This window comes from Streptomyces sp. NPDC001970 (assembly GCF_053594115.1).
In genome coordinates this window covers 133,420-156,027 of record NZ_JBSFDW010000019.1, presented here as the reverse complement: position 1 = coordinate 156,027, position 22,608 = coordinate 133,420, and the positions used below count along the sequence as shown (strand labels likewise).

Sequence of the window (22,608 nt, the reverse complement as noted above, 5' to 3'; positions counted from 1 at the left end):
AACCTAATACTCCAGTGCGCCTTCGTGATCTATGTGCGGGGTGCGTGCGCCAGTTTGACCAGTTCAGCAGCCTGGTGGGGGACGTCAGTGGGGTGAACGAGGCTGCGAGCAAGTAGCGGATCTCCGGGATGGTCAGGTGTATCGGCTCGCGGCTGCGGGCAGGGCGGTTCGGGCCGGCGGGCCGGGCCGGGGCTGTGCCGAGGCTGTGCCGGCGGCCAGGAAGGCCAGTGCGACCCCGAGGATGGTGGAGTACTGGCGGGACTTGGTGGGGAAGTGGCCGCAAAAGCCGAGCATGTGGGCCCAGGCCCACATGCGGCGGTCGGGGTACAGGGGGTCGAGTAGCTTGCAGGCTTCGATGCGGCGGCGTGCGTGGTCGGGGACGCCGTGGCGGTCGAGTTCGGAGAGTTCGCCGATGCGGCGGTCGAGGGTGCCGGTGGTCTCGGCGGCTTTGGTGGCGTATTTGGCGACGTAGGCGGCGACGGCCTGTTCGGTGATGTCGGAGCCGTCGCCGAAGGCCTTCACGGGGCGGACGTCGAGCTGGGTGCCCCAGCGGAAGGTGCGGGCGTGCTGGTCGCCAGCGGCCGGCACCGAGACCGAGGTGTAGGAGTGCGCTACGGCGGCGCGGATCGCGTCGGTGAGGAGTTCGACCGTTGCCCAGGCCGGGGGCGGGGTGTCCGGTCCGTCGGGCCGTCGATGCGGATGACGGCGTGGAAGTGCACGGCGCCTCGCTTTTGGAACTCGGCGACCTTGCCGTACGACAGGCTGGCGTGGTCTGGAAGTTCACGGCGGGTGAGTCCGGCGCGGGCAGCGATCTCGCGGCGGAGGCGGGTGGTGAACCTCATCCACAGCTGTCCGGCGTGGTTGTTGAAGAGGACGGCGCCCGCGTAGTCGTACGTGGCCGAGTCCAGGGCCGTGCCGAGGGCGGGATCGTCAGCAGTGTGGCGGGTGCCGCACCGACAGGCGCCGTGGTCAGGGCGGTTGTGGACCGGGCCGAAGGACGGGGCGGTCAGGGTGGCGAAGACGCGAGGGTGGTCGCGCACGGTGGCGGGGATGTCGCGGCGGTGGTCTCCGGCGAGCCCTGCGCGGAACAGGATCTTGCTGCGTCGACGCAGGTCAGTCCCCGGAACGACGAAGGCCATCGGACGGGTCCAGGCGGTAGGGTGCCGCCACTCAATGGATGGTTGGGGGCGCTTCGTGTCGCTGTTCTACGAGGATCTGCTTCATGAGGATCTGGTCGACTGGGCCGGTGAGGGGAACGTCGAGCGGGCAGACGTCAGGACCGTCTCACGCTGGCACCTACCGGAGCAGGACAAGACCATCCTCGTCAGCGTCGGCGTGCCGATCGTTGACCACGTCTTGATCTCTCACGTCTGCTTCCAGCCCGAAGCAGAGCCGACTCTAAGAACCGGCGACGGCAAGCTGCTCTATCTGCTGGCCGAGCAGCGGAGCCCCTTGCGGGAAGGGACCATGACGTCGTCCTTCGGTGCAGAGCCAGGTACCGGCGTCGTCTATTACGTCATGCCGGACGGCGATACCTGGTTCGCCAACTCCTCGATCACCTTGTGGGTGCAATGTCTGCACCACTACGGCCTGCGCGTCGACACCTGTGATCTCCTCCTTGATCCGGATTGGCACGAGGAGGAAGCCGTCCTAGCTGAACTCAACAAGCTTGCTGCCGAGCTGGAGGAATTCGACCCAGCCGCTTTCGAGGGCTACCGCGGCTTCATCTGGGCGGAGTTCCTCAGCCGCTGGCTCTGGTAGACACCGCTGCGCAACACGGACCACTCGTACTCTCGCAATAGTTCTTCGATCCGCCGATTTGCCACTTCCTGCCTGCCGTCGAGCCACTTCGCGTACCGGCTGAGCAGGACCTCAACACTGTTGCCCGCGCTCGGCTACCTCGGTCGCGTCCACCCCGGCGTTGAGCCACGTGGAGAGCGCAGAGTGCCGCAGGTCATACGGGCGCCGGGCGAGCGGCGAGGCGACCACGGCCGGCGGGAGCGCCAGCGTGCGGGCTTCCTGCCAGGTCCGGTAGTAGGTCGAGGACGAGACCACTCCCCCGTTCTCGCTGAAGAACAGGCGGCCGTCGTCGGCGGTCCCGAAGGTGTCGATGTGCTCGCGGAAGATGCTCACGAGCTGGTGAGGAATGGGCACCCGACGGACATCCTCGTTCGGGCGGTTCTTCAGCCCGCGGTCGTCGTGGCTCTCGCCGGAGTCCGTCCACTGCTTGCCCACGCTCGGGCGCGTCCGATGAAGGAGCGCAGAGCCCCAGCCGGAGGCGGGAAGCTTCAGGTCCGGCTCAGCCAGACCCACCACCTCGGCAGGCCGGAAGCCCCCGAAGTACATCCCTGCGAACAGACCCACGAGGCCCCGACCGCGGGCCCTCCGGTAGCCGCCGATATACGAGACCGCGGTGAGCAGAGACCGGGCCTGCTCAGGGTTGGCCACGACCCTGGGGTCCACCTCGCTGGCCACCTTCGGCTTCTGCCAGCGCACGGCTGTGAGGGGATTCTCCTTGAACTCCCCCAGGTCGACCGCGTAGTGAACGGCGTTGACGAGGGTGCGTCGCTTCCGCCGTACGGTCTCCGCAGCAGCCGCGGTGCCGTCCAACTTGCGCTTGAGCGAGTCGAGCACGGCACGCCCGATCACCGGGTCGGCCAGGTCGGACAAGGGCCGCGATGCCCCAGTGGAGGGCGTTGCCGATCTCTGCGGGCAGCTCCCGCTCGTCCGGGCCGGGGAGGACAAAGGCCCAGTTCCGCAGGGCCTTGCGCAGCAATTCATCGGTCGGCCGTCCAGGCCGCAGTGAAGCCGATCCTGCCGGCATACACGGAGGAGGGCGTGCTGCGCCACATCGCAGAAGCGCAGAAGCGCAGAAAGAGGTAATGCACTTGGCCGCCCCTATCAGGAGCGGGCCGCGAAGAGAATCAAATTGGAGGTCGCAAGGCTCGCGGCCAACCTCCAGCACCTCAGCGGTCCACAACAGCTTGAGGTGCTCGCCTCGGTACGCGAGCACCTCAATAAGCCGCACGGAAGCCAGCTACTAGCGGCACCCACGACAGAGGCCCCGCCAGTGACTGGCGGGGCCTCTGCGCCTGATTAATGAAGGTTCGCTCCCTCCTGTACCCACGCGCGGCGGCCAGTCACGCCGGGCATGAAGGGAAAGCTCAGTGACCTGAGGGCGACGGAGCGCAACGCATGAATCTCACCGATCAGGATCTTCTGCAGGCGCGCAGGCACTCTCCGATCGGCTACCTCGCGCCCCGTCACCTCCGAGCAAAGATCAACTACGCCGGCCATTGCCGCATGACAATCGGTGTTCAAGTGGAAGCACCCTGGCACATCGCACCCTATTCAAAGATGAACTTCTGACGCGGTAAACAGGTAGGTAAGCGCACCGTCCGGGCTCGGGGAGTGCCTCTATGGCCTTCGTCAAGCGCGTGTTGGGTCATGCTGGGGGTGCTTCCGGGTACGTGATTCGTAGGACCGGCGCGGCCCCTCACTTATTGTCACTCGTCCGGTAGGCGAAGCTCTGTTGCCCCTTTGCCCCTGGCGGGTAGGGGAAATATATGAGTTCCCAACCGCCGGGCGGACCGCCGAGCGGTCCGCTGTCCGTCACACCTCCGCCGGGAGGTGTCCCCGGCCCTCCTGACATCAGGCAGCGCAGGTCGAGGTGGCGCTCGCAGCGATTCCTGACCTTGGCCATCGCCAGCGTGGTAGTCGTGACAGGGCTCGTGCTGGGGCTGCTGCTCAGCAACGGTGGTACTCCGAGCAGGTCGCCCGCAGAAGCGCACCAGCTCGTGACAGGTGCAGCTGCGACAGCCGCTGACTGGGGCCCTGGCTTTGCCGATCTCGGTGACAAGTACGACACGGGAGAACTGTTGGCACGGAAGGACTGCGAGCTGACCGAACGGGGCAGCCGCCCCGGCACACTTGTAGCCCTGCAACGCGCCGCCCAGCGTGACGTAGACACCCTGCTTGCGATCTCCGACGCGCGCGCGTTCAAGAACGCGGCCACCGGCTGAGGCGTACATGGACGATATCGAAGACACGATCCATCGATGCCCTGTGCAACGGATCGCCAAATCCCGCTATGAGGATGTCCGCGAGGGTCCGGCTCCACCGGTCTCCGGCTTGGATGATGTGATTTCCGAGGAGGGCAAGACGACCCGCGACGCAGTGGGAAAGAAGGCGAACTACTCCTATATCGCCCTGACAGCCCGGAAGGGCGAAGTCGTCCTATATGCCGCTGTCGCGGGACCAGCCGAAAACAAGGCAGAACTCCCCCGCCTTGCGGCCGATGCGATGCAGCGGATGAAGGAGCGGCTGCCTGACTGAGCTACGCTGCCACACATGCCGCTGCGGCTGCGGCGCACATCCTTTGACTTCTTTAACCTTTCTCGTCACTCCTTTCCTTCCAGTCGGTGCTGCCGTCCCGCTCCACCGCCATCGCTACGCTGTCGGGTGGCGGCGGAGGCACGGCAAATGCGCTGGTAGGCAGCAGTGCGCCACCTGTGGCCAGTGCGGTTGAAAGGGCAAGCATCGTAAGACGTCGTTTCCGAGAGGTGCGCGTCATGAGAATTCTCCTCGGTGAAAGAGTGATCGGGCGTGGGACGACCCGTCACCTCACGGAACTCGTCCCGCGAACCGCACAGCCCGGGCCTTTCCGGACGACGTGCCTTGGCCCCTGCTCCGGGTGTCCCATATTTCGAGTAAACACTGCCGCGCCGGGTCCGTCACACCCCGACGTCTCGGGGCTTGGCAGCCAGCGACGGCCCTGGTACAAGAGCACAGCAAGCGGCCGCACCGGGCGTCACATGCGGCGGCGGCCAACTCGGCCCAGTTGATCCAGGTCGTCCCTTGCGCGTGCGTAGGCCCCGCCCCACGTGCTGAACTCGGCGCGCAGCCCCGCGGACGCCTCCCCGGGGACACCTCCCCGGGGAGGCCGCGCCTTTCGGCCAGCGGAATCCGAAGAAGCTGCGCACATGGCGAGACCACCCAACCAGAGAGCAACGACCATCGAGTGACCGCAGAACGCCACCATGTGCACAAGCCGGCACGGAGACGAGCCAAGGATGACGGCGGCCAGTAGATACTCCTCGTAGCCTCGCCGTTTCGGTTGGGGCTGGTGAGATGTGGTTCACGGTCAACTTGATGGCGGGCCTGGTCGATTTCGCCTGCTTGGCATGCCGAGGTCCGGCGCTATGGCCGGGTTCTCCGAAGTCCTTCGGGTCGTGGGCGGGCAGGGGCCTGCTGGTCAGCCGGCCTCGCGGGGCAGGGAGGCGAGGCGGTGGAATGCGGTGGTGAGTTCGTGTCGCCATGGCCAGGTCCGGCTCGGCGAAGTCGAAGGCCTCCACGTCAGCCTCGCCGGTGCCCAGGGCAAACTCGCGCAGATGAACCGTCTGTCGCAGCCTCACGGAACGACCGACCTCGGAATCCCAACGATACGATCACGGCCATGAGCGACAGTGCGATCATCGTCGCGGAGCTGAACGTCTCGGCCCAGGAGGCCCCCGCGCGGGCGGCGGCCGCCGCCACCTGGCTTCTCGAGCAGCAGATCATTCAACCCAACGATCAGCCTGACCCGCTCTGGCGGCCAAGTCAGTACCACCCCGGTCCCGCCGCCGCAGCAGCGGTTCGCGACTTCCGCCAACAGACCGGCCTCATCGGCGACGGCATCGACATCCTCGACCAACGTCAGATCCACGACCCTGGCGGCAACTACACCCCGCCTGCCTGCCCGAACTGCACCACCCTGCTCGAGGAAGACGCTCACATCACGCTGATCAAGCCCTGGCTTGACCAGGGCGAATCCTTCGTGACCTGCGAGAACTGCGCCACCGCCGCGCTCCTGGGCGACTGGACCGGCCCATGGGCCATCCACGTTGCCAACCTCGCTGTGCGCTTCAACAATTGGCCGGCGCTCAGCGACGCCTTCATCCTCGAGCTCTGCGATCACCTCGGCCCACGCTGCCGTCTGATCCATCAGCGAATTTAAGACGCCTCAAGTCCGAGACACCCAACAAGAGCAAGTTCAGAGAAGTGACCAGGCCAAACGAAATCGCGCCGCTCCACACCGGCCGGGGCATCGTGCACTTCCACGCCTCTGGGATCACCAGGCTACGGCCACCGGCACAGGGCGGCATTGCGGCACCTGAGTCTGGTCCGTGCACATTCGGCTTTGCCGTCATGCCGCCGTCTGCCGGGCCGCGCAGAACCAGTTTCGCCCGGCGGTCTACGCCGGGACAAGGACGGTAAGCCATTCCGCTTCGCGCGGCCGGTACCCGTAACGGTCCCCCAACCCCGACACGATCGCCGGGACGTGGCCGGCCCCGTAGACGATGGCCACCCGGATCGGCTCGTCGCCGCGCTCCGCGTCCAGCTGATCGACATCGATGTCCGACATCTGGCCCAGCCCTTCGCACCGCGGGCACATGCCTTCCGGGCTGTTGAAGCTGAAGGCGCTCGACGTCCCGATGTGCGGGGTGCCGAGACGGCTGAAGATGATCCGGAACATCGTGTACGCGTCGGTGGCGGTGCCGACCGTGGAGCGGGAGTTGGCACCCATCCGCTCCTGGTCGACGACGATCGCCGCGCTGAGGTTGTGCAGTCCGTCCACGTCGGGTCGGCCGAGGCTCGGCATGAACGACTGGATGAAGGCGGTGTACGTCTCGTTGATCAGGCGCTGGGACTCGGCGGCGATGGTGCCGAAGACGAGCGAGGACTTGCCGGAACCGGAGACTCCGGTGAAGACCGTCAGCCTGCGCTTGGGCAGGTCGAGCAATACGTTCGCCAGGTTGTTCTCGCGGGCGCCGCGGATCTGGATCACCTGGTGGCTGTCAGCTGCGGTGGGCATGCGGGCTCTCCTTGTACAGCCGTACGGTTTCCGGCGCTCCAGCGTTGCGGCGCCGAGGCGCTCCCGTCGTGGTCCTTTGTTTTCGGCCTACAGTTCTCCTCGTGCGTCCGACAACCCGGCCGGCGATCCGGGCCCGATGTCCGGGCACGGCGAAAGGACGGGACATGGGACAGGTGCTGTACGTGACGGACCTGGCGTATCAGGCGCGGGGGCGGCGGTACTGCGACGAGGACATCCGGTTGACGGCGCGGCTGCGCGAAGACGTCACCCTCGCGCTGTGCCATCCGCGGGACGCCGAGACGCTCATGGACGCGTTCGATCTGGTCGTCGTGCGCAACAGCGGGCCGGTGATGAACCACCAGAAGGCGTACAACTCCTTCCGCGAGCGGGCTCGTGCCGAGGGCGTGCGGGTGTACAACCCGCTGACCGGCAAGGGCGACATGGCAGGTAAGGGCTATCTGCCCGAGCTGTCCTCCGCCGGGTATCCCGTGATCCCGACCGCCGACCGGGCGGCGGACCTCGCGCGGCTGCCGGAGGTCGACGAGTACGTGGTGAAGCCGTTGCTCGGCGCGGACTCGGCGGGGCTGGAGTTCGTGCCGCGGGACGGGCTGGGCGGGGTGGAGTTCGGGCAGGTGCTCGTGCAGCCGCGGGTGCGGTTCCGTTACGAGGTGTCGTTCTATTTCGTCGACCGCGCCTTCCAGTACGCGCTGTACGCACCGCGGCCGGAGCGGCGCTGGGAGCTGGAGCGGTACGAGGCGAGCGAGGCGGACCTGGAGTTCGCGCGGGCATTCGTGGAGTGGAACGGGCTCGAGTACGGCATCCAGCGGGTGGACGCGTGCCGGGACGAGGACGGGCGGCTGCTGCTCGTCGAGCTGGAGGACCTCAATCCGTACCTCTCGCTCGATCTCGTCGACGCGAAGAGCCGTGAAGGGTTCGAGCGGGCGTTCGTGGAGTCGGTGCGCTCGGCGATGGGGTGAGACAGCGGGAGGCCGGACGTCCGGCCTCGCTCAGTCCGCTCCGGTGACTCCCTTCAACAAGCGGTCCATCGTGCCGTGCAGGATCTGCTCCTTGTCCTTGTCGGTCAGGTCGGCGAGCAGCACCCGGCCGAGCCCGATCCGCAGGTCCAGGAAGACGGCGTCGGAGCCGAAGGCGATTCGGTCCGCGCCGACCTCGGCGACGAAGCGGGCCAGATGGCGCGCCGTCATCCGGGAGCTGCACGTCTCCAGGACCAGGTTGGGGCAGTTGGTGGCGACCTCCGCGGCCGGGCCGTAGCCATGGGGGGTGAAGCCCGAGTGGCCCATGAGCAGCGGCACCGTGGGGTGGCGCGGGGCGACGGCGAGGAAGTGGCGGGCGTCGTTCCAGGCGCTGCGGTGCTGGCTGTGCGCGAGGACGATACGGCCGCGGTCGGCGGCCGCCTCGAAGGCGGGGGTGTAGGCGGGGTCGTCGAGGGCGGTCTCGTGGACGTCGGGGTGGAGTTTGACGCCGATGACGCCGGGTGCGTCGAGCAGGTCGCGCAGCCGGGGTGCGGCCTCGGGGTCGTGCGGGTGGTAGACGGCGTAGCCGAGGAGACGGCCGGGATGGGCGTCGAGCGCGTCCAGGAGGAGGGCGTTCCCGGCGCGGGCGTCGGGTCCTACGGCCAGCAGGTGTGAGACGCAGGCAGTGGCCACCCCGCACCGGTCCATCATCGCGACGAGGCTGTCGGCGGAGCCGTCGGGGATGGCGAAGGCGTGCCAGCGGCCCAGGTGGCCGTGTGCGTCGATGACGTTCGGGACCGCGTTCACGCCTCACCGTCCAGCAGTCGCAGCGCGTTGCCGCCGGCGATGAGGGCCGCGTCGCCGGCCGGCAGGTCGAGGGTGTCGAGCAGATGGCGCGGGCCCGCGTCGTCCGTGATCGGGGCGCCGGTGCCGAAGAGGACGCGGTGGGCGCCGTGCCGCTCGGCGAACCACTCCACCTGGCGGTGGCCGGCGAGCGTGGAGGTGTCGACGTACAGCAACGGGTGGGTGTCGAGCAGTTCGGTGAGGTCGCGCAGGCTGCGGTAGCCGGTGCCGGTGAGGACGATCCGCAGGCCGGGGCCGGCGGCGGCGATCCGGTGCACGGCGGCGCCGGTGACGGCCTCCCAGGCGAGGAGCACGGTGGTGCCTGCGCGGGCGAGGGCGGCGGTCAGGTCGAGGGCGTGCGGTCCGGTGATGCTCCAGCCGTGCCGGTCGGGGCAGAGGCGTACGAGCGGGGCGGCGCCGTCGTGGGGGATGTCGCCCGTGCCGAGCGGGCCCGGGACGAGGACCGGCACGGGTCGCAGCCGCTTGTCGTCGATGAGGCCCAGCTGTGCGTTGCCGTCGCGCGGGTCGCCGTACACGGCGTGCGAGTGGACGACGCACGCCGAGTCGATCCCCAGCCGGTCCAGTTCCCTGACCAGGCCGGTCTCGTCCCGGCTGGGGATGTCCTCATGGGGCAGGGGCCCGAGGATCCGGTTGATGTCGACAATGGTCGCGGCTGTCTCGGCCGGACCGTACTGATCGGTCGTCACATTCCGCCCTCCGCCGTCCGGTACCGCAGGGGCGGCGCCGTGCCCACCGAGCGTGCGGGGCCACCCAGCGGCACGTTACGGCACCGGCCCGATCACGTCGCGCGTGGCGCACCCGCGTGCAGGCGCTCGGCGGCCGGCGGTGCGGCGAGGGCGAGCGCGCGGTGCGTACGACGCAGCCGGTGCCGGGCCATGAACGGGTGCACGTAGCGGATCGCGTACACCAGCCATCTGGGGCACACGCAGCTCGCGCATGCGGTGCCGGATGCGCTGCCGGGTGGGAGGAGCGGGGGGCGTACTTGGCTTCGGTGCTGGTCGCGTTGCTGCGGCGGGGGTAGGGGCAAGGACCCCCGCGCCTCGACTCCCCTACGCCCTGCGGACGGGGGTGTCGGGCTCCTTCGGAGCCCGTCCCGGGCTTCAGGAGGGGCACCGGACCCGACCCACAGCCCTGGCACCGGTCCGATCCGGACCGGTACCAGGGCAGGCGCTGTGACGCGGTCGTCACAGGGTGGGGTCCACACACAGCGTCGAGGGGGACGTGAGGGAGTTGACGACACCATTCACCGTGAGCCGCACGATGCCTCCGTAGTACTGCTCGCCGTCATCGGGAATCCCGGCACCGTACTGGCAGTCGGGAACCGGCCCCGGTGTGGCCGAAGCAGCCGCGGCGCTCGCCGACGGCGAGGCTGTACGTCGAGCAGCGGCCGTCGGCCGCGAAGTCGGAGCTGACCGTTCCGGAGATGGTGACGCCCGAGGTGGAGTTGTTCACGACCACCAGCACGACCTGTGCGTCGTCGTTGGCGTTCCGCACGAGGCAGGGCTGGAAGCCGACGCCCGCCTTGGCGTTGTGGACGACAGTAGGAGCACAACTCCAGTTCGCGCTGATGGACACCGTCTGCCAGAACGGCGCGGCCTCGGCCGGTGCGGCCGCAAGGAGCACGCTGCCCGCGACGGCCACCGCCGTGGTGAAGAATCTGCCAGTGGTGCGCAGGGTCGTCCCGCTCCCCTTGATCGCTCGAGTCCTTGCTCATGACACTGAGCGATCTTGTGAGGTCGGTCGGAGTAGCGATCACAGGTGGCCGTTTGGGCCGACGCGCGACCGCTCCACCGCGGAACCTTCCACTCCGCGGCAGGGTGAGGCGACGTCAGGCCGAGGCGCGTTTGCGCGGGGTGGTCTTCTTGGCCGCCGTCTTCTTCGTCGTGGACTTGGCCGTGGACTTGGCGGCCGCCGTCTTCGTCGTCGCCGTGGACTTCTTCCCGCCCGTCTCCTTGGGCGCCGCCTTGGCCGCGGTCTTCTTGGCCGCCGCCTTCGTCGCCCGCTTGCGGGGCTTGAGCTCCGTGACCTCCGCGGCCTCCGCGGCCCGCGCCACCTCCTCGCCCTCGCCCCCGCGGGCCTCCTTCGCCGCCTTCACGCTGCTCTCCAGTGCGGCCATGAGGTCGATGACCTTGCCGCCGCCCGCGGCCGGAGCGCGCTCCGGTTCCAGTTCGACGCCCTGGGCCTTCGCGGCGATCAGTTCCTCGACCGCCTGGCGGTAGTCGTCGTGCAGCGACTCGATGTCGACCTCGCCGAGTGTGTCCATCAGGGCGTCCGCAAGGTCGAGTTCGGCGTCGCGGATCTTGACCTCGGCATCCGGGGCGACACCCTCCGGCTGCCGGATCTCGTCCGGCCAGAGCAGCCCGTGCATGGCGATGACGTCGTCGACGACCCGCAGCATCCCGAGCCGCTCCCGTCCGCGCAGCGCGAATTTCGCGATGGCGACCTTTTCGCTCCGTTTGAGCGCCTCACGCAGCAGCGTGTACGGCTTGGCGGCCGGCACCCCGTTCGCGGAGAGGTAGTACGCCGTGTCCATCTGGAGCGGATCGATCTCCGAGGCCGGCACGAACGCCACGATGTCGATCGTCTTCGCCGTCGGCAGCGGCAGCGAGGCGAGGTCCTCGTCCGTGATCGGGATCATCGTCCCGTCCGCGTCCTCGTACGCCTTTCCGATCTCCCCCGACGGGATCTCCTTGTCGTCAAGCTCGCAGACCTTGCGGTAGCGGATCCGGCCGCCGTCCTCCGTATGGATCTGGCGGAAGGAGATCGACCGGCTCTCCGTGGCGTTCACCAGCTTGATCGGGATGCTGACCAGCCCGAAGGAGATCGCGCCGTTCCAGATGGATCGCACGTTTCATCCCTTTCATCCGAGTTCATCGGGTTTCATGGGATTCTCATCGTATGACGCCCATCACAGAGGTGGAGGGGCGGCGCCTGGCGCTCAGCAACCTGGAGAAGGTCCTCTACCCCGCGACCGGCACCACCAAGGGCGAGGTGCTGCACTACTACGCCCTCACCGCGACCCCCCTCCTCGCCCACCTCCACAACCGGCCCCTGTCCTTCCTCCGCTACCCGGACGGCCCCGACGGCCAGCTGTTCTTCACCAAGAACCCGCCCCCCGGCACCCCCTCCTGGGTGCGCGTCGCCGAAGTCCCGCGATCGTCGCGGGAGACCGGCGAGCAGGTCGTCGTGCAGGATCTGCCGTCCCTGATGTGGGCGGCGAACCTGGTGGTGGAGTTCCACACTCCGCAGTGGCAGGTGGACGAACCCGCCAGGGCCGACCGGATGGTCCTCGACCTCGACCCCGGGCCGCCCGCGACCGTCGTGGAGTGCTGTTCAGTGGCCGTGTGGCTGCGTGAGCGGCTCGCCGCCGACGGTCTGGAGGCGTATGCCAAGACGTCCGGCTCCAAGGGACTGCACCTGCTGGTGCCGCTGGAGCCGACGCCGTCGGCGGACGTGTCGGCGTACGCGAGGACCCTGGCCGTCGAGGCGGAGGCGGAGCTCGCGGGGCTCGTGGTGCACCGGATGACGCGGGCACTGCGCCCCGGGAAGGTCTTCGTCGACCACAGCCAGAACGCCGCCGCCAAGACCACCGCGACGCCCTACACCCTGCGGGCCCGGTCCGAACCGACCGTGTCCGCACCCGTGACCTGGGAGGAGGTCGAGGGGTGCGACTCCCCGGCGGACCTGGTGTTCCGGCTCGGGGACATCGCGGGACGGCTCGGCCGGTACGGGGATCTCCTCGCACCGCTCTTCGACCCCGCCCGCGCGGGCAGCCTGCCGTGAGCACGGCACGGACGGGGCACGTCCTGCGGCCGCCGCTGAAGGTGGCGCTCGCCGGGTCCGTGGCCAGGCTGCCGCGCGGGGAAGGGCTGGCGTACGAACCCAAGTTCGACGGGCACCGGGTCCTGATCTTCACGCTGGACGGCCGGGCCGTGCTGCAGGCCCGCTCGGGGCGGCTGGTGACCCCGGCCTTCCCCGATCTGGCGGAGGCCGCGCTCGCACTGCCGGACGGCACGGTTCTCGACGGCGAGGTGGTGATCTGGACCGGCGGCCGGATCGACTTCGCGGCCGTCCAGCGCCGGGCGGCCGCCACGCCGGGGCGAGCCGGGATCCTGGCGCGCCGGCTGCCCGCCTCGTACGCCGCGTTCGACCTGCTGGCGGAGGGTGGCACGGATCTGCGCTCCGCACCGTACGCACGCCGCCGCGAGCGGCTGGTAGGGCTGCTCGGCCCGCTCGGGCCGCCGCTCCAGCCGGTGCCGATGACGACGGATCCGGAGCTCGCGGCCACCTGGTACGAGACCCTGACGGCGACCGGCGTCGAGGGGCTCGTGATCAAGCGGCTCACCGGGCCGTACCGGGCGGGCGCCCGCGACTGGCGCAAGCTGCGGCACACGGACGTCAGGGACGCGGCGGTCGTCGGCTTCACCGGGCCTCCGGACCGGCCGGCCGCGCTGGTGCTCGTGCTGCCGGACGACGACGCCCCGGTCGTCTCCAGCCCGTTGCCGCCGGCGCTGCGCACCCACGCCGCGACCACCCTCGCGGGGCGCGAGACCGGGGCGGTCGACGGCCGGGCGATGGCGATCGGGGTGGGCGAGGTGCCGTACCGGACGGTGGCGCCGGGGCTCGTGGCAGAGGTCGAGCAGGGAACGACGCGGCACACGGTGGCGGCCGTTCTGCGAATCCGGGACGATTTGATTAATCAAGTTTGACTAGTGAGGGGAACGGGAAATACCGTCGACGGTAGTAGTCAAGTTTGATGAGACGAGGAGAGAGCGTGACCCTGCCCCAGCTGCCCGACACCGGCTACACCCCGACCCCCGGCGAGCTCACGAGCATCGAGGAGTGGTTCGCCGAGTACGACGCGGCGAGCGGCCGGCGGGACATCGAGCGAATGGCCGACATGGCGGTCTTCCCGCTCAACCTGGTGAGCGACGACTCGGCGGGCAACGGCGCCTCCGCGCAGTGGGACCGCGAGCAGTTCGTCGCCACCATGACCCACGTGATGGGCGACGGCACCACCGACATCACCTTCGAGTCGACGCGTACGCCCGTGTTCCTCACCTCGGCGATGGTCGTGGTCTTCACCGACTCGGTCATGACCGCGGGCGGCACCACACAGCAGCTGCGGTACGCGGACATCCTGATCAAGCGGGACGGGAAGTGGGCGTTCCAGACGATGCTGCAGGGCGGCTGGGGGGACAACCTGCGGTAACCGCCACCAGCCGCGGGCCGGGCGCGCGATCGGGAGCCGGGGCGTCGTCGGCAGCAGGCGTGCAGCCGGCATGGGGTGTGCTGCCGGCATCAGGCGCGCAGCCAGGTCCTGCGGTCGCGGGCGCGCCCGTACAGCGCCTCGATGTCCGCCGGTTTCAGGACACCGCCCGGCCCGGAGAGCGCCGGCACCTCGGTGTCGGCGAGGATCCGTACGTCCCTCGGCACGGGCGGCACGTCGAGCCGCGCCGCCCCGACCACCGCGAGCACCGGGCGGACGGCGACGGCCAGCGCGAACGAGGCCCGCCGGGCTCCCCCGCGGGCCCGGCGCAGCTCGGGCCGGGGCTCGGCTCGGCCCGTCGTGACCAGCGGGTCGGCGACCCGGACGCGGCGGCCGCGGGCCGCCAGGGTCCGTACGGCGAACACGCCCGCCGGGCCGATCGCCAGATGGTCGATGTGCTCGGCACCGGGCAGCGGCACGGAGTGAAGCACCCGCCACCCCGCGCTTTCCAGCCGGTCGAGCTCCGCCCCGAGCCGCTGCTGGGCGTCGAGGTCGGCGAGCCGCGGATCGGCCCTCAGATGCCGTCGGCCCGGGGCGCCCTGCCGTCGCCTGTCCAGTGCGAGGTGCAGGGCCTCGCCGGGGCGGTTGGGGGCGAGGTCGTCGTCGGGGTGGAGGGCGAGCCGGGCGAGCTCGTCGGCGGTCGGGACGGGCGGGGGCCCGATGGTGAAGTCGCCGGTCAGATACGGCGCAAGGGCGGCGATCACCTCGTCGCGGAGCTCGGTGAGGACCAGGCTGACGCGGTGGGTGTCGCGGTCGTACCAGGCCGCGTCACCGCCGCCCGGGAGGCTCACGTACAGCCGTGAACGGCCGTACCTCACCGTCGGTGTGACACGCAGTCCTGACGTACCCATCGCTTCCTCACCCCCACCGACCATGGGAGCAGGCGTCGCGCCGGAGGGGCAATATCCCGGACGGGGGACGGACGGACCGGGTGACCGAAACCCGTGCGGCATGGCGGTTTTCCCAGTCCTCGTTGTCACCGTCCTGGTGCACACTCTCCCCTAGTCCCTGTCCGGTCGATCGGGCTGGACGGGGCCCGGGGGCTGGTCCCGTCCGATCGACCGGACAGGGACCGGCAGCTGGTTCGCGGGAGGAAACAGCGTGTTCACGGGGATCGACGAGGTCGACTGGGCGTCGCTGGGCCATGCGTACGGTCCGGCGGACGATGTCCCGGGGCTGCTGCGCGGGCTCGCGTCACCGGATCCGGTCGAGCGGGAGGCCGCGCTCGACGCGATGTACGCGGCCGTGCACCACCAGGGGGATGTGTACGACTCGACGCTGGCCTGCATCCCGTTCCTGCTGGAGCTCGTCGCCAGCCCGGAGGTCCAGGACCGGGGCGCAGTCGTGGAGCTGCTGACCAGCATCGGCGGCATCGAGCTGGACGGGGACGACGAACCCGGCCCGGACGAGGAGGAGTTCGAGGAGGCCGCCAACTACGCGATGGCGGCGGCCGCCGTCGCCGCCGGTGCGGATGTGTTCGTCGGGCTGCTCGCGGACGACGACCCCGGCGTGCGGCTCGCCGCACCGTGCGCGCTGGCGATGCTGCACGGGGAGCCCACGCGGATGCTGGCGCTGCTGTGCGGCCGGCTGGAGGCCGAGCCGGACGCGGAGGTGCAGCTCGCGCTCGTCGAGGCGGTGGGGCGGATCGCCCTGCGGCACGCCGGGCTGCGCGCGGAGGCGGTGCGGTGGCTGACCGGGCTGCTCGCCCCGGCTCACGAGCCCTGCCTGCGCCTGTCCGCCCTGACCCAGCTGGCCCGGTGCGGGCCTGCGAGCCTGCCGCCCGATGTCGCGGCGACGACGACGGCGCTGCTGCGGGAGGCCGACGGGCCGGCGAGCGCCGACGAGACCTGCGGCACGGACGATCTGCTGCGGACGCTGCACTCGGCGTTGGGCGACCGCGTCGACGAGCGGATCGCGCTGCTCGTGGGCCGGCTGAGCAGCGGGGACCCGGGGCAGCGTACGGACGCCGTGTGGATGTGCCACGGCCTGATACGGACCTGGCGGGGGCCGTACGACGAGCTGGTGCGGTGCATCGGGGCGCAGCTCGGCGATCCGGATCCACGGCTGAGGGCGGCAGCGGCGAGCCTGCTGGAGAGCCTGTGCGGGCTGGCGCTGCCCGCGGCGGACGCGCTGGCGGCGCGGATCGCGGGGGCGGACGGGGGCCGGGGGCGGCGCTGGGGCGCGGACGGCGGTGCGGTCCGAGGTGCTGATGGGGGCGCGGCCCTGTGTGCGGGCGGCGCCGTGCGGGACGACCGCGCCCTGATCGCGCTGGCCAGGCTCGGCGACCCGCGGGCGGTGCCGGCGCTGGCCGTGGCGCTGGAGGAGCCGGAGCTGCCGCGCGAGGTCGCGTTCGCGGTGCCGTATCTCGGGGCCGCGGCCGCGCCGCTCGCGCCGGTCCTGCGGCGGCGGCTCGGCGAGGCCGAGCTCGACGACGGGGCGGTTCCGCTGATGCTCGCGCTGGCGGCGCTGCGGGCGGCCGAGGCGCTGCCCGAGGTGCTGCGGGTGCTGCGGGCCGCCTCCGAGCAGGGCGGCGAGTGGGTGACGGAGTCCGCGCTGCGGGCGCTGACGGCGTTCGGGCCCGCAGCGCTGCCCGCCGCGCCGGAACTGCGCAAACTGCTGGCGAGCGCGTGCCCGTCGGTCGCCGCGGCCGCGGCGAAGGCGCTCTGGGCGATCTCCGGTGACGCGGGTGCCGTACTGCCGCCACTGCGGCAGCTCCTCGCGGCGGACGGCCCCGACGCGCGGCGGTCGGCGGCCGCCGCGCTCGGCTTCCTCGGCCCGCGCGCATCGGCCGCGGCGCCCGCTCTGCGCGAGCTCCTCGCCTCCCGGGAACGCTGGCTGCGCATGGACGCGGGGATCGCCCTGTGGCGCGTCACCGGCGACACTCGGGACGCGCTCCCGGTCCTGCTCTCGGCCTGGGAGGAAAACCGCTACGGCCGCGTCGACGTCGCCGAATGCCTCACCGAAATGGGCCCCGCGGCCTCCCCCGCCGCCCCGCTCCTGCGCGCGGAGCTGTCCCGGCCGCGTCGGCACAACGTCCTCGACGGGGGTTCCGGGACGCACGACATCGAGCGGGACGAGCGCTTGCTGACGCTGTGCAGGCGGGCGCTGTCGGCGGGGGCGTGACCTTTCCGGGCGGGCTCGTGTCGAGCCCGCCCGGAAATTGAAGACGGCCACACCGGCCCGCCGGACGGTACCGGGCACGTACCAGGGGTCAGGGGGCGGAGCCCTCCACTCGGAAGTTGCCGGGGCCCGGTACGGCCCTGCCCCCCTGCTCCCTGTTACACAACCGACGACACCCCGCCCAACTATCGCAATAGCGGACAGATAATATCGATCTCCCCGGTGGCCATGTCCCACGGCATAAGGTCGACCGCAACCGATCGGCCCGAGCCCCGTCTGACGCGCAAGACGGCGTCGCCGCAGCATCAGCAGGGAGCCTGCTCCGTGAATCCGTTCCGCACCGTCATGGGCACAGCGCCGGCCGCACTGGCCGGTCTCCTGTTGCTGATCGGCTGCGGTGGTGGCGCGGGGCAGTTGGAGAGCGCGGGGGCGACGCCGACGGCCGTCGGCCCCGTGGAGCTGTGGCCGGAGCTGCCGCCGATCTCGGCTCCGCCCGTCGACTACGGGGAGAGCGACACCACGCGCATCCCGGGGATCAGGGTGCCGGACGGCGACGTCCGCTCCCTCGACCCGGTCGCCGTCGTCCAGGCCGAGGTGGCCGCCCACCCCGGGGAGGTGACGGGAGCCGAGGGGCTCTACCCGGAGACGGCCGGGCAGATCCGCGCGTGCACGTCGAAGCCCGGCACCTGCCCGGTGCTCAGGCCGTACTACCGCGATCTCACCGGCGACGGGAAGGACGAACTCATCGTCGCCATCACGATGCCCGAGCAGCGCACCGCGATCCGGGTCTACATGCAGGAGAACGGCGGGCTGACGCGGATCATGTCCGACTCGGACGCGGTCGTGCGGGTGGAGGCGGCCGGCAAGGACCTGATCATCCGCGCCGTGTCGGCCGGCATCCCCGGGTACGAGTACCGGACCGTCTGGTCCTGGGACGCTCAGCAGCGCGCGATGCTCCCCGCCCGCGACGAGATCATCCGTATCAAGCCGTCGGCGCCGACGGCGCCCACCCCGTCGGCGGAGGCCGCCCGGTGAACCCGCGCCGCCCCGACCGCGCCCGCTCCCGTACCCGCCGCACCACCCGCCGCCATCCCTTCCTTCCGCGCCTCCCCCGCCTCCCCGCCTGGACCGCGACGCTCACCTGGAAGGCCGCGCTCTTCATCACCGCGATGTGCTGCGCCCTTGCCGCGCTGCTCGGCGCCCTGGTCCATGCGTCCGTGACCCGCCAGACCGTCGACCAGGCCCGCGAGAAGGCCCTCTCGCGCCTGGAGGACGTGACGCGGTCGTACGAGGCGGGCGAGCCGCTCGCCTCGTACGGCGGGATCGATCCGCCCGGACTGCCGCCCGGGCTGCGCGACCTCGCGGTGAGCGGGAAGCGCGGAACGGTCGTCTCCGAATTCCAGGACCGGCCGACCATGTGGGCCGCGGGTCCGGCCGACGGCCGGGCCATAGCCGTGCACGTCGACTACACGCTCAGCGCGGACACGATCGGCAATCTGGACCGCGCGATCCTCGGCTCCTCCGTCCTCGCGATCGGTGCCACGCTGCTGATGGGCACGTTCGCGGTGACCCGGGTGACCCGCCGGCTGCATCTGACCGCACAGGTGGCCCGCCGTATCGGCGCGGGCGATCTGGACGCCCGCGTCAACGATCCCCGCACCAAGGACCCCTCGCGGCCCGAGGACGAGGTCGCCACGGTCTCCGGCGCCCTGGACACCATGGCCTCCACCCTCCAGGAGAAGCTGCTGAACGAACAGCGCTTCACCGCCGACGTGGCGCACGAGCTCCGCACCCCGCTGACCGGACTCTCCGCCGCGGCCGAGCTGCTGCCGCCGGGCCGTCCGTCGGAGCTCGTCCAGGACCGGGTGCGGACGATGCGTGCCCTGACCGAGGACCTGCTGGAGATCTCCCGGCTGGACGCGGGACGCGAGACCGTGGATCTCGACATCCACGAACTCGCGCCGCTCGCCGAGCGCGTGGTGCGGGCTGCGCGGGCGGCCGGTTCGGCGACGGAGCTGCGGATCGTGCGGCCGGCGAGCGTCGAGACCGACAAGCGCCGCCTGGAGCGGGTGCTGGGCAATCTGATCGCCAACGCCCATATGCACGGGGCCCGGCCGGTCGTGGTGACGGTCGACGGGCCGTCGGTGTCGGTACGGGACCACGGGAGCGGATATCCGCCGTATCTGCTGGAGCACGGCCCTCAGCGGTTCCGTACGGAGTCCGGGTCCGGCGGCAAGGGGCACGGCCTCGGGCTGACGATCGCGGTCGGACAGGCGGCGGTGATCGGCGCGCAGCTGGAGTTCTCCGACGCGCCGGACGGCGGGGCGGTCGCCCGGCTGGCACTGCCCGAGTACATCCACCTCGGCGGGGACGAGAACGTGGACGGCGGCGAAGGCGGAGGGGGTGACGGAGCCGGAAGCAGGCAGCCGGCCGTCGACGGCACGCCGCCTGAGTCCACAGATAAGCGGACATAAGATCCCTGCTTGCTACGTTGCGGGGCATGACCGCAACGGCAGCGGACGCTCCCCCGCCCGCACTTCGCCTGCCGAAACGGCGCGGGGTCGAGCTCTCGCTCCTCGTCTGCGCCGTCCTCATCTCCGTCTACGGCTACGTCGCCGTCGGACTCACCCGCAACGACGCCGTGCCGCCCGACGCCGTCGCCTACGGCGCGGGCCTCGGACTGCTCGCCCTGCTCGCCCATCTCGCCGTACGGTTCCGCGCCCCGTACGCGGACCCGCTCCTCCTCCCGATCGCGGTCCTCCTCAACGGCATCGGACTGGTCCTGATCTACCGGCTCGACCTGGAGACCCCCGGCTTCCGCGCCGCGCCCGCCCAGCTCGTCTGGTCGACCCTCGGCGTCGCGCTCTTCATCGCGGTCGTCGTCCTGCTCCGCGACCACCGGCTGCTCCAGCGGTACGCGTACGTCTCCGTCGCCGCCGCCCTCGTCCTGATGATCGTGCCGATCTTCTTCCCGGCCGTGAACGGGGCCCGGATCTGGATCCGGTTCGCGGGACTCTCCTTCCAGCCCGGCGAGTTCGCCAAGATCCTGCTCGCGGTGTTCTTCGCCGCGTATCTCGCCGCCAACCAGAGCGCCCTCGCCTACACCGGCCGCCGGATCTGGAAGCTCCAGTTCCCCACCGGCCGCGTCCTCGGCCCGATCGTCACGATCTGGCTCATCAGCGTCGCCGTCCTGGTCCTCGAACGGGACCTCGGCACCTCGCTGCTCTTCTTCGGACTCTTCGTGATCATGCTGTACGTGGCGACGGGCCGGACCGGCTGGATCGCCGTGGGGCTGCTGCTCGCCGCGGTCGGCGCGGTCGCGGTCGGCACCCTCGAACCGCATGTCCACAGCCGCGTCGAGGACTGGCGCGATCCCTTCGCCTCCATCGACGCGGGCCAGGGGCCGGGGCAGCTCGCCCAGTCGCTGTTCGCGTTCGCCGCCGGCGGCATCCAGGGCACCGGGCTCGGCGCCGGGCACTCGATCCTGATCGGCTTCGCCGGCAAGTCCGACTTCATCCTGGCGACCGCGGGCGAGGAGCTGGGGCTCGCCGGGCTGACGGCGCTCTTCCTGCTCTACGGGCTGCTGGTGGCCCGCGGTTTCCGCGCGGGCCTCGCCCTGCGCGACCCCTTCGGCCGTCTCGTCGCCGTCGGCCTCGCCGCCATCCTCGCCGTTCAGGTCTTCGTCATCGCGGGCGGGGTGACCGGGCTGATCCCGCTCACCGGCATGGCGATGCCGTTCCTCGCGCAGGGTGGTTCGTCCGTCGTCACCAACTGGATCATCGTGGCGCTGCTCATCCGCGTCAGCGACTCGGCCCGCGCCCCGCTCCCCGATGCGGTCGTCGCCGGAGCCGCCGCGGAGCCGCCGCCCGCCCTGGCCGCGCCGTCGGGAGAGGGACGATGACGCGCTACATCCGGCGCGCCGCCGCGCTCAGCCTGGTCCTGCTGGTCGCGCTGCTGGTCAACGCCGTACGCGTCCAGGTGATCGAGGCCGACGCACTGAACAAGAACCCTGCCAACCGCCGGCCGGTCATCGCCCGTTACGAGGCGCCGCGCGGCGACATCGTCGTCGGCTCGGAGCCGGTCACCGGTTCCCAGGACACCCGGCAGCAGCTGCGCCACGAGCGCACGTACCGCAACGGCCCGCTGTACGCGCCTGTCACCGGGTACGCGTCCCAGCTCTACGGCACCACCCTGCTGGAGCACGCCGAGGACGCGGTCCTGTCGGGCACGGACCCGCTCCTCGCCCCGCTCCCCCTCTGGAACGACCTGACCCGCTCCCGCCGGCCCGGCGGCCGCGTCGTCACCACCGTCAAGGCCGCGCTGCAGGAGACCGCGTACCGCGGGCTCGCCGGGCGGCGGGGCGCGGTCGCCGCGCTCGAGCCGTCGACCGGCAGGATCCTGGCGCTGGTCAGCAGCCCCTCGTACGACCCGGGCCTGCTCTCGGGGAACAGTGCGGCCGTCACCGACACCTGGAAGCGGCTCATCGCGTCGGAGACACAGCCGATGCTCAACCGGGCCATCCGGCAGACCTATCCGCCCGGCTCCACCTTCAAGATCGTGACAGCGGCCGCGGCGCTCGACGCCCGGGTCGTCACCGACCCCGACGCCCCCACCGACACACCCGATCCCTATGTGCTCCCGGGGACGAGGACCAGGCTTCCCAACCCTGTCGGCGACTGCGAGGACGCGTCGCTCGCGTACGCGATCCAGTGGTCCTGCAACACCGTGATGGCCGACCTCGGGGTGAAGGTCGGCCTGCCCGGGATGCTGGACGCGGCGGGCAGGTTCGGCTTCAACGACAAGGCACTGAGGATCCCGTCGGGGGTCGCCCCGTCCAACTTCGACCGGCGCATGAGCGTGGACCAGCTGGCGCTGTCGTCCATCGGCCAGTTCGACACGACGGCGACGCCGCTGCAGATGGCGATGGTGGCCTCGGCCGTCGCCAACGGCGGGGAGCTGGCGTACCCGTATCTCGTCGAGCGGACCACGACGTGGGACGGCGACACGGTGCGCGAGACACCCCGTCGCTCCTACCAGCGGGCGATGAACCCGGCGACGGCGCTGACGCTGCGGCGGATGATGATCGAGGCGGTCAAGAAGGGCACGGGCACGCAAGCGGCGATGAAGGGGGTCGTGGTGGGCGGCAAGACGGGCACCGCACAGCACGGCGTCGGCAACGCCGGTGTCCCGTACGCCTGGTTCATCGCCTGGGCCCAGGCCCCTCGCGCGCCCCGCCCCGCGGTGGCGGTCGCCGTGGTCGTCGAGGACGCGGAGGCCAACCGCGCGGAGATCAGCGGCGGCGGCGACGCGGCACCGATCGCGCGAGCGGTGATGCAGGCGGCGCTCCGCTGAGGCTTCTCACGTACCCGGGGGCGTCTCGCCCCTCGGAGCGGGCGGACATCCGGGTCATGGCCGACCTGTCGTGCGGCCATGACGACTGAGCAACCGGACTACGAGCTCGCCCAGGTCAACGTCGCACGGCTCACATTCCTCTTGGATTCGACGGAGTCGAAGGACATCGTCGAGGC

General features: G+C 70.8%; 20 protein-coding genes and 3 pseudogenes. 14 read left to right on the top strand and 9 right to left on the bottom strand.

All coding sequences use genetic code 11. The annotated features are described in order from the left end of the window. Positions 1–234: 234 nt before the first annotated feature. Positions 235–1,091 (bottom strand): annotated as a pseudogene (repSA, locus tag ACWCP0_RS23275) (replication initiator protein RepSA); the annotation flags it as partial. A 103-nt stretch (positions 1,092–1,194) separates the two neighbouring features. Here repSA and ACWCP0_RS23270 point away from each other — a divergent pair. Continuing rightward, positions 1,195–1,761 carry an SUKH-4 family immunity protein gene (locus tag ACWCP0_RS23270; RefSeq protein WP_451080728.1) on the top strand — a complete coding sequence of 189 codons (567 nt, stop codon included), beginning with the start codon at positions 1,195–1,197 and terminating at the stop codon, positions 1,759–1,761. On the opposite strand, the pseudogene ACWCP0_RS23265 reads toward ACWCP0_RS23270, so the two are convergent. After that, a pseudogene (locus ACWCP0_RS23265) lies at positions 1,713–2,800 on the bottom strand (tyrosine-type recombinase/integrase); the annotation flags it as partial. The gene ACWCP0_RS23270 and the pseudogene ACWCP0_RS23265 sit on opposite strands and share 49 nt — an antisense overlap. Before the next feature lie 395 nt (positions 2,801–3,195). Between ACWCP0_RS23265 and ACWCP0_RS23260 the strand changes: the two are divergent. From ACWCP0_RS23260 to ACWCP0_RS23245, 4 genes are all read left to right on the top strand, one after another. Next, entirely contained in the window at positions 3,196–3,369 is a 174-nt protein-coding gene (locus tag ACWCP0_RS23260; RefSeq protein WP_451080727.1) for a hypothetical protein, read from the top strand. Between the two features lie 326 nt (positions 3,370–3,695). Beyond that, positions 3,696–4,022 carry a hypothetical protein gene (locus tag ACWCP0_RS23255; RefSeq protein ID WP_451080726.1) on the top strand — a complete coding sequence of 109 codons (327 nt, stop codon included), beginning with the start codon at positions 3,696–3,698 and terminating at the stop codon, positions 4,020–4,022. A gap of 7 nt (positions 4,023–4,029) precedes the next feature. Beyond that, positions 4,030–4,335 carry a hypothetical protein gene (locus ACWCP0_RS23250; protein ID WP_451080725.1) on the top strand — a complete coding sequence of 102 codons (306 nt, stop codon included), beginning with the start codon at positions 4,030–4,032 and terminating at the stop codon, positions 4,333–4,335. A 1,120-nt stretch (positions 4,336–5,455) separates the two neighbouring features. Then, positions 5,456–5,995: a hypothetical protein gene (locus ACWCP0_RS23245; RefSeq protein ID WP_451080724.1), complete on the top strand. Its 540-nt coding sequence runs from the start codon at positions 5,456–5,458 to the stop codon at positions 5,993–5,995. Between the two features lie 381 nt (positions 5,996–6,376). Here ACWCP0_RS23245 and ACWCP0_RS23240 read toward each other — a convergent pair. Then, a pseudogene (locus ACWCP0_RS23240) lies at positions 6,377–6,853 on the bottom strand (excinuclease ABC subunit UvrA); the annotation flags it as partial. A gap of 164 nt (positions 6,854–7,017) precedes the next feature. On the opposite strand from ACWCP0_RS23240, the gene ACWCP0_RS23235 reads away from it, so the two are divergent. Further along, positions 7,018–7,830: a hypothetical protein gene (locus ACWCP0_RS23235; protein ID WP_451080723.1), complete on the top strand. Its 813-nt coding sequence runs from the start codon at positions 7,018–7,020 to the stop codon at positions 7,828–7,830. 30 nt (positions 7,831–7,860) lie between these two features. On the opposite strand, the gene ACWCP0_RS23230 is transcribed toward ACWCP0_RS23235, so the two are convergent. The 5 genes from ACWCP0_RS23230 to ku all read right to left on the bottom strand — a co-directional run bounded on the left by ACWCP0_RS23230 (position 7,861) and on the right by ku (position 11,539). Beyond that, entirely contained in the window at positions 7,861–8,634 is a 774-nt protein-coding gene (locus ACWCP0_RS23230; protein ID WP_451080722.1) for an amidohydrolase family protein, read from the bottom strand. Further along, the gene (locus tag ACWCP0_RS23225) at positions 8,631–9,377 is read right to left on the bottom strand and encodes an amidohydrolase family protein (protein ID WP_451080721.1); all 747 of its coding nucleotides are present in this window, start codon (positions 9,375–9,377) and stop codon (positions 8,631–8,633) included. The genes ACWCP0_RS23230 and ACWCP0_RS23225 overlap by 4 nt, the downstream gene beginning before the upstream one ends. 92 nt (positions 9,378–9,469) lie before the next feature. Next, on the bottom strand, positions 9,470–9,616 hold the full coding sequence (locus ACWCP0_RS23220) for a hypothetical protein (RefSeq protein ID WP_451080720.1): 147 nt from the start codon (positions 9,614–9,616) through the stop codon (positions 9,470–9,472). A 359-nt stretch (positions 9,617–9,975) separates the two neighbouring features. Beyond that, the gene (locus ACWCP0_RS23215; RefSeq protein ID WP_451080719.1) at positions 9,976–10,332 is read right to left on the bottom strand and encodes a hypothetical protein; all 357 of its coding nucleotides are present in this window, start codon (positions 10,330–10,332) and stop codon (positions 9,976–9,978) included. 187 nt (positions 10,333–10,519) lie between these two features. Then, positions 10,520–11,539 carry a non-homologous end joining protein Ku gene (gene ku / locus ACWCP0_RS23210; RefSeq protein ID WP_451080718.1) on the bottom strand — a complete coding sequence of 340 codons (1,020 nt, stop codon included), beginning with the start codon at positions 11,537–11,539 and terminating at the stop codon, positions 10,520–10,522. A gap of 50 nt (positions 11,540–11,589) precedes the next feature. On the opposite strand from ku, the gene ligD reads away from it, so the two are divergent. From ligD to ACWCP0_RS23195, 3 genes are all read left to right on the top strand, one after another. After that, complete coding sequence (gene ligD / locus ACWCP0_RS23205; protein ID WP_451080717.1) at positions 11,590–12,474, top strand: non-homologous end-joining DNA ligase; 885 nt, start codon at positions 11,590–11,592, stop codon at positions 12,472–12,474. A gap of 35 nt (positions 12,475–12,509) precedes the next feature. Further along, on the top strand, positions 12,510–13,400 hold the full coding sequence (locus ACWCP0_RS23200; protein WP_451080741.1) for an ATP-dependent DNA ligase: 891 nt from the start codon (positions 12,510–12,512) through the stop codon (positions 13,398–13,400). A 71-nt stretch (positions 13,401–13,471) separates the two neighbouring features. Next, positions 13,472–13,903 (top strand): nuclear transport factor 2 family protein, encoded by a 432-nt coding sequence (locus tag ACWCP0_RS23195; RefSeq protein WP_451080740.1) that lies wholly within the window; start codon positions 13,472–13,474, stop codon positions 13,901–13,903. A gap of 89 nt (positions 13,904–13,992) precedes the next feature. Here the strand turns inward: ACWCP0_RS23195 and ACWCP0_RS23190 are convergent, their stop codons facing one another. Continuing rightward, the gene (locus ACWCP0_RS23190) at positions 13,993–14,811 is read right to left on the bottom strand and encodes a nuclease-related domain-containing protein (protein ID WP_451080716.1); all 819 of its coding nucleotides are present in this window, start codon (positions 14,809–14,811) and stop codon (positions 13,993–13,995) included. 250 nt (positions 14,812–15,061) lie between these two features. Between ACWCP0_RS23190 and ACWCP0_RS23185 the strand changes: the two genes are divergently transcribed. The 5 genes from ACWCP0_RS23185 (at position 15,062) to ACWCP0_RS23165 (ending at position 22,432) form a co-directional block, all read left to right on the top strand. Beyond that, on the top strand, positions 15,062–17,083 hold the full coding sequence (locus ACWCP0_RS23185; RefSeq protein WP_451080715.1) for a HEAT repeat domain-containing protein: 2,022 nt from the start codon (positions 15,062–15,064) through the stop codon (positions 17,081–17,083). 321 nt (positions 17,084–17,404) lie between these two features. Next, on the top strand, positions 17,405–18,115 hold the full coding sequence (locus ACWCP0_RS23180; protein WP_451080714.1) for a hypothetical protein: 711 nt from the start codon (positions 17,405–17,407) through the stop codon (positions 18,113–18,115). 125 nt (positions 18,116–18,240) lie between these two features. Further along, entirely contained in the window at positions 18,241–19,554 is a 1,314-nt protein-coding gene (locus ACWCP0_RS23175) for an ATP-binding protein (protein ID WP_451080739.1), read from the top strand. Positions 19,555–19,580: 26 nt separating this feature from the next. Continuing rightward, entirely contained in the window at positions 19,581–20,981 is a 1,401-nt protein-coding gene (locus tag ACWCP0_RS23170; protein ID WP_451080713.1) for an FtsW/RodA/SpoVE family cell cycle protein, read from the top strand. Further along, positions 20,978–22,432: a penicillin-binding transpeptidase domain-containing protein gene (locus ACWCP0_RS23165; protein ID WP_451080712.1), complete on the top strand. Its 1,455-nt coding sequence runs from the start codon at positions 20,978–20,980 to the stop codon at positions 22,430–22,432. Before ACWCP0_RS23170 ends, ACWCP0_RS23165 begins: the two co-directional genes overlap by 4 nt. Positions 22,433–22,608 lie beyond the last annotated feature (176 nt).

Coding starts and splice junctions, on each gene's coding strand:
- ACWCP0_RS23170 (WP_451080713.1), top strand. CDS start 19,581: ATGACCGCAACGGCAGCGGACGCTCCCCCGCCCGCACTTCGCCTGCCG.
- ACWCP0_RS23260 (WP_451080727.1), top strand. CDS start 3,196: ATGAATCTCACCGATCAGGATCTTCTGCAGGCGCGCAGGCACTCTCCG.
- ACWCP0_RS23245 (WP_451080724.1), top strand. CDS start 5,456: ATGAGCGACAGTGCGATCATCGTCGCGGAGCTGAACGTCTCGGCCCAG.
- ACWCP0_RS23190 (WP_451080716.1), bottom strand. CDS start 14,811: ATGGGTACGTCAGGACTGCGTGTCACACCGACGGTGAGGTACGGCCGT.
- ligD (WP_451080717.1), top strand. CDS start 11,590: ATGACGCCCATCACAGAGGTGGAGGGGCGGCGCCTGGCGCTCAGCAAC.
- ACWCP0_RS23250 (WP_451080725.1), top strand. CDS start 4,030: ATGGACGATATCGAAGACACGATCCATCGATGCCCTGTGCAACGGATC.
- ACWCP0_RS23235 (WP_451080723.1), top strand. CDS start 7,018: ATGGGACAGGTGCTGTACGTGACGGACCTGGCGTATCAGGCGCGGGGG.
- ACWCP0_RS23165 (WP_451080712.1), top strand. CDS start 20,978: ATGACGCGCTACATCCGGCGCGCCGCCGCGCTCAGCCTGGTCCTGCTG.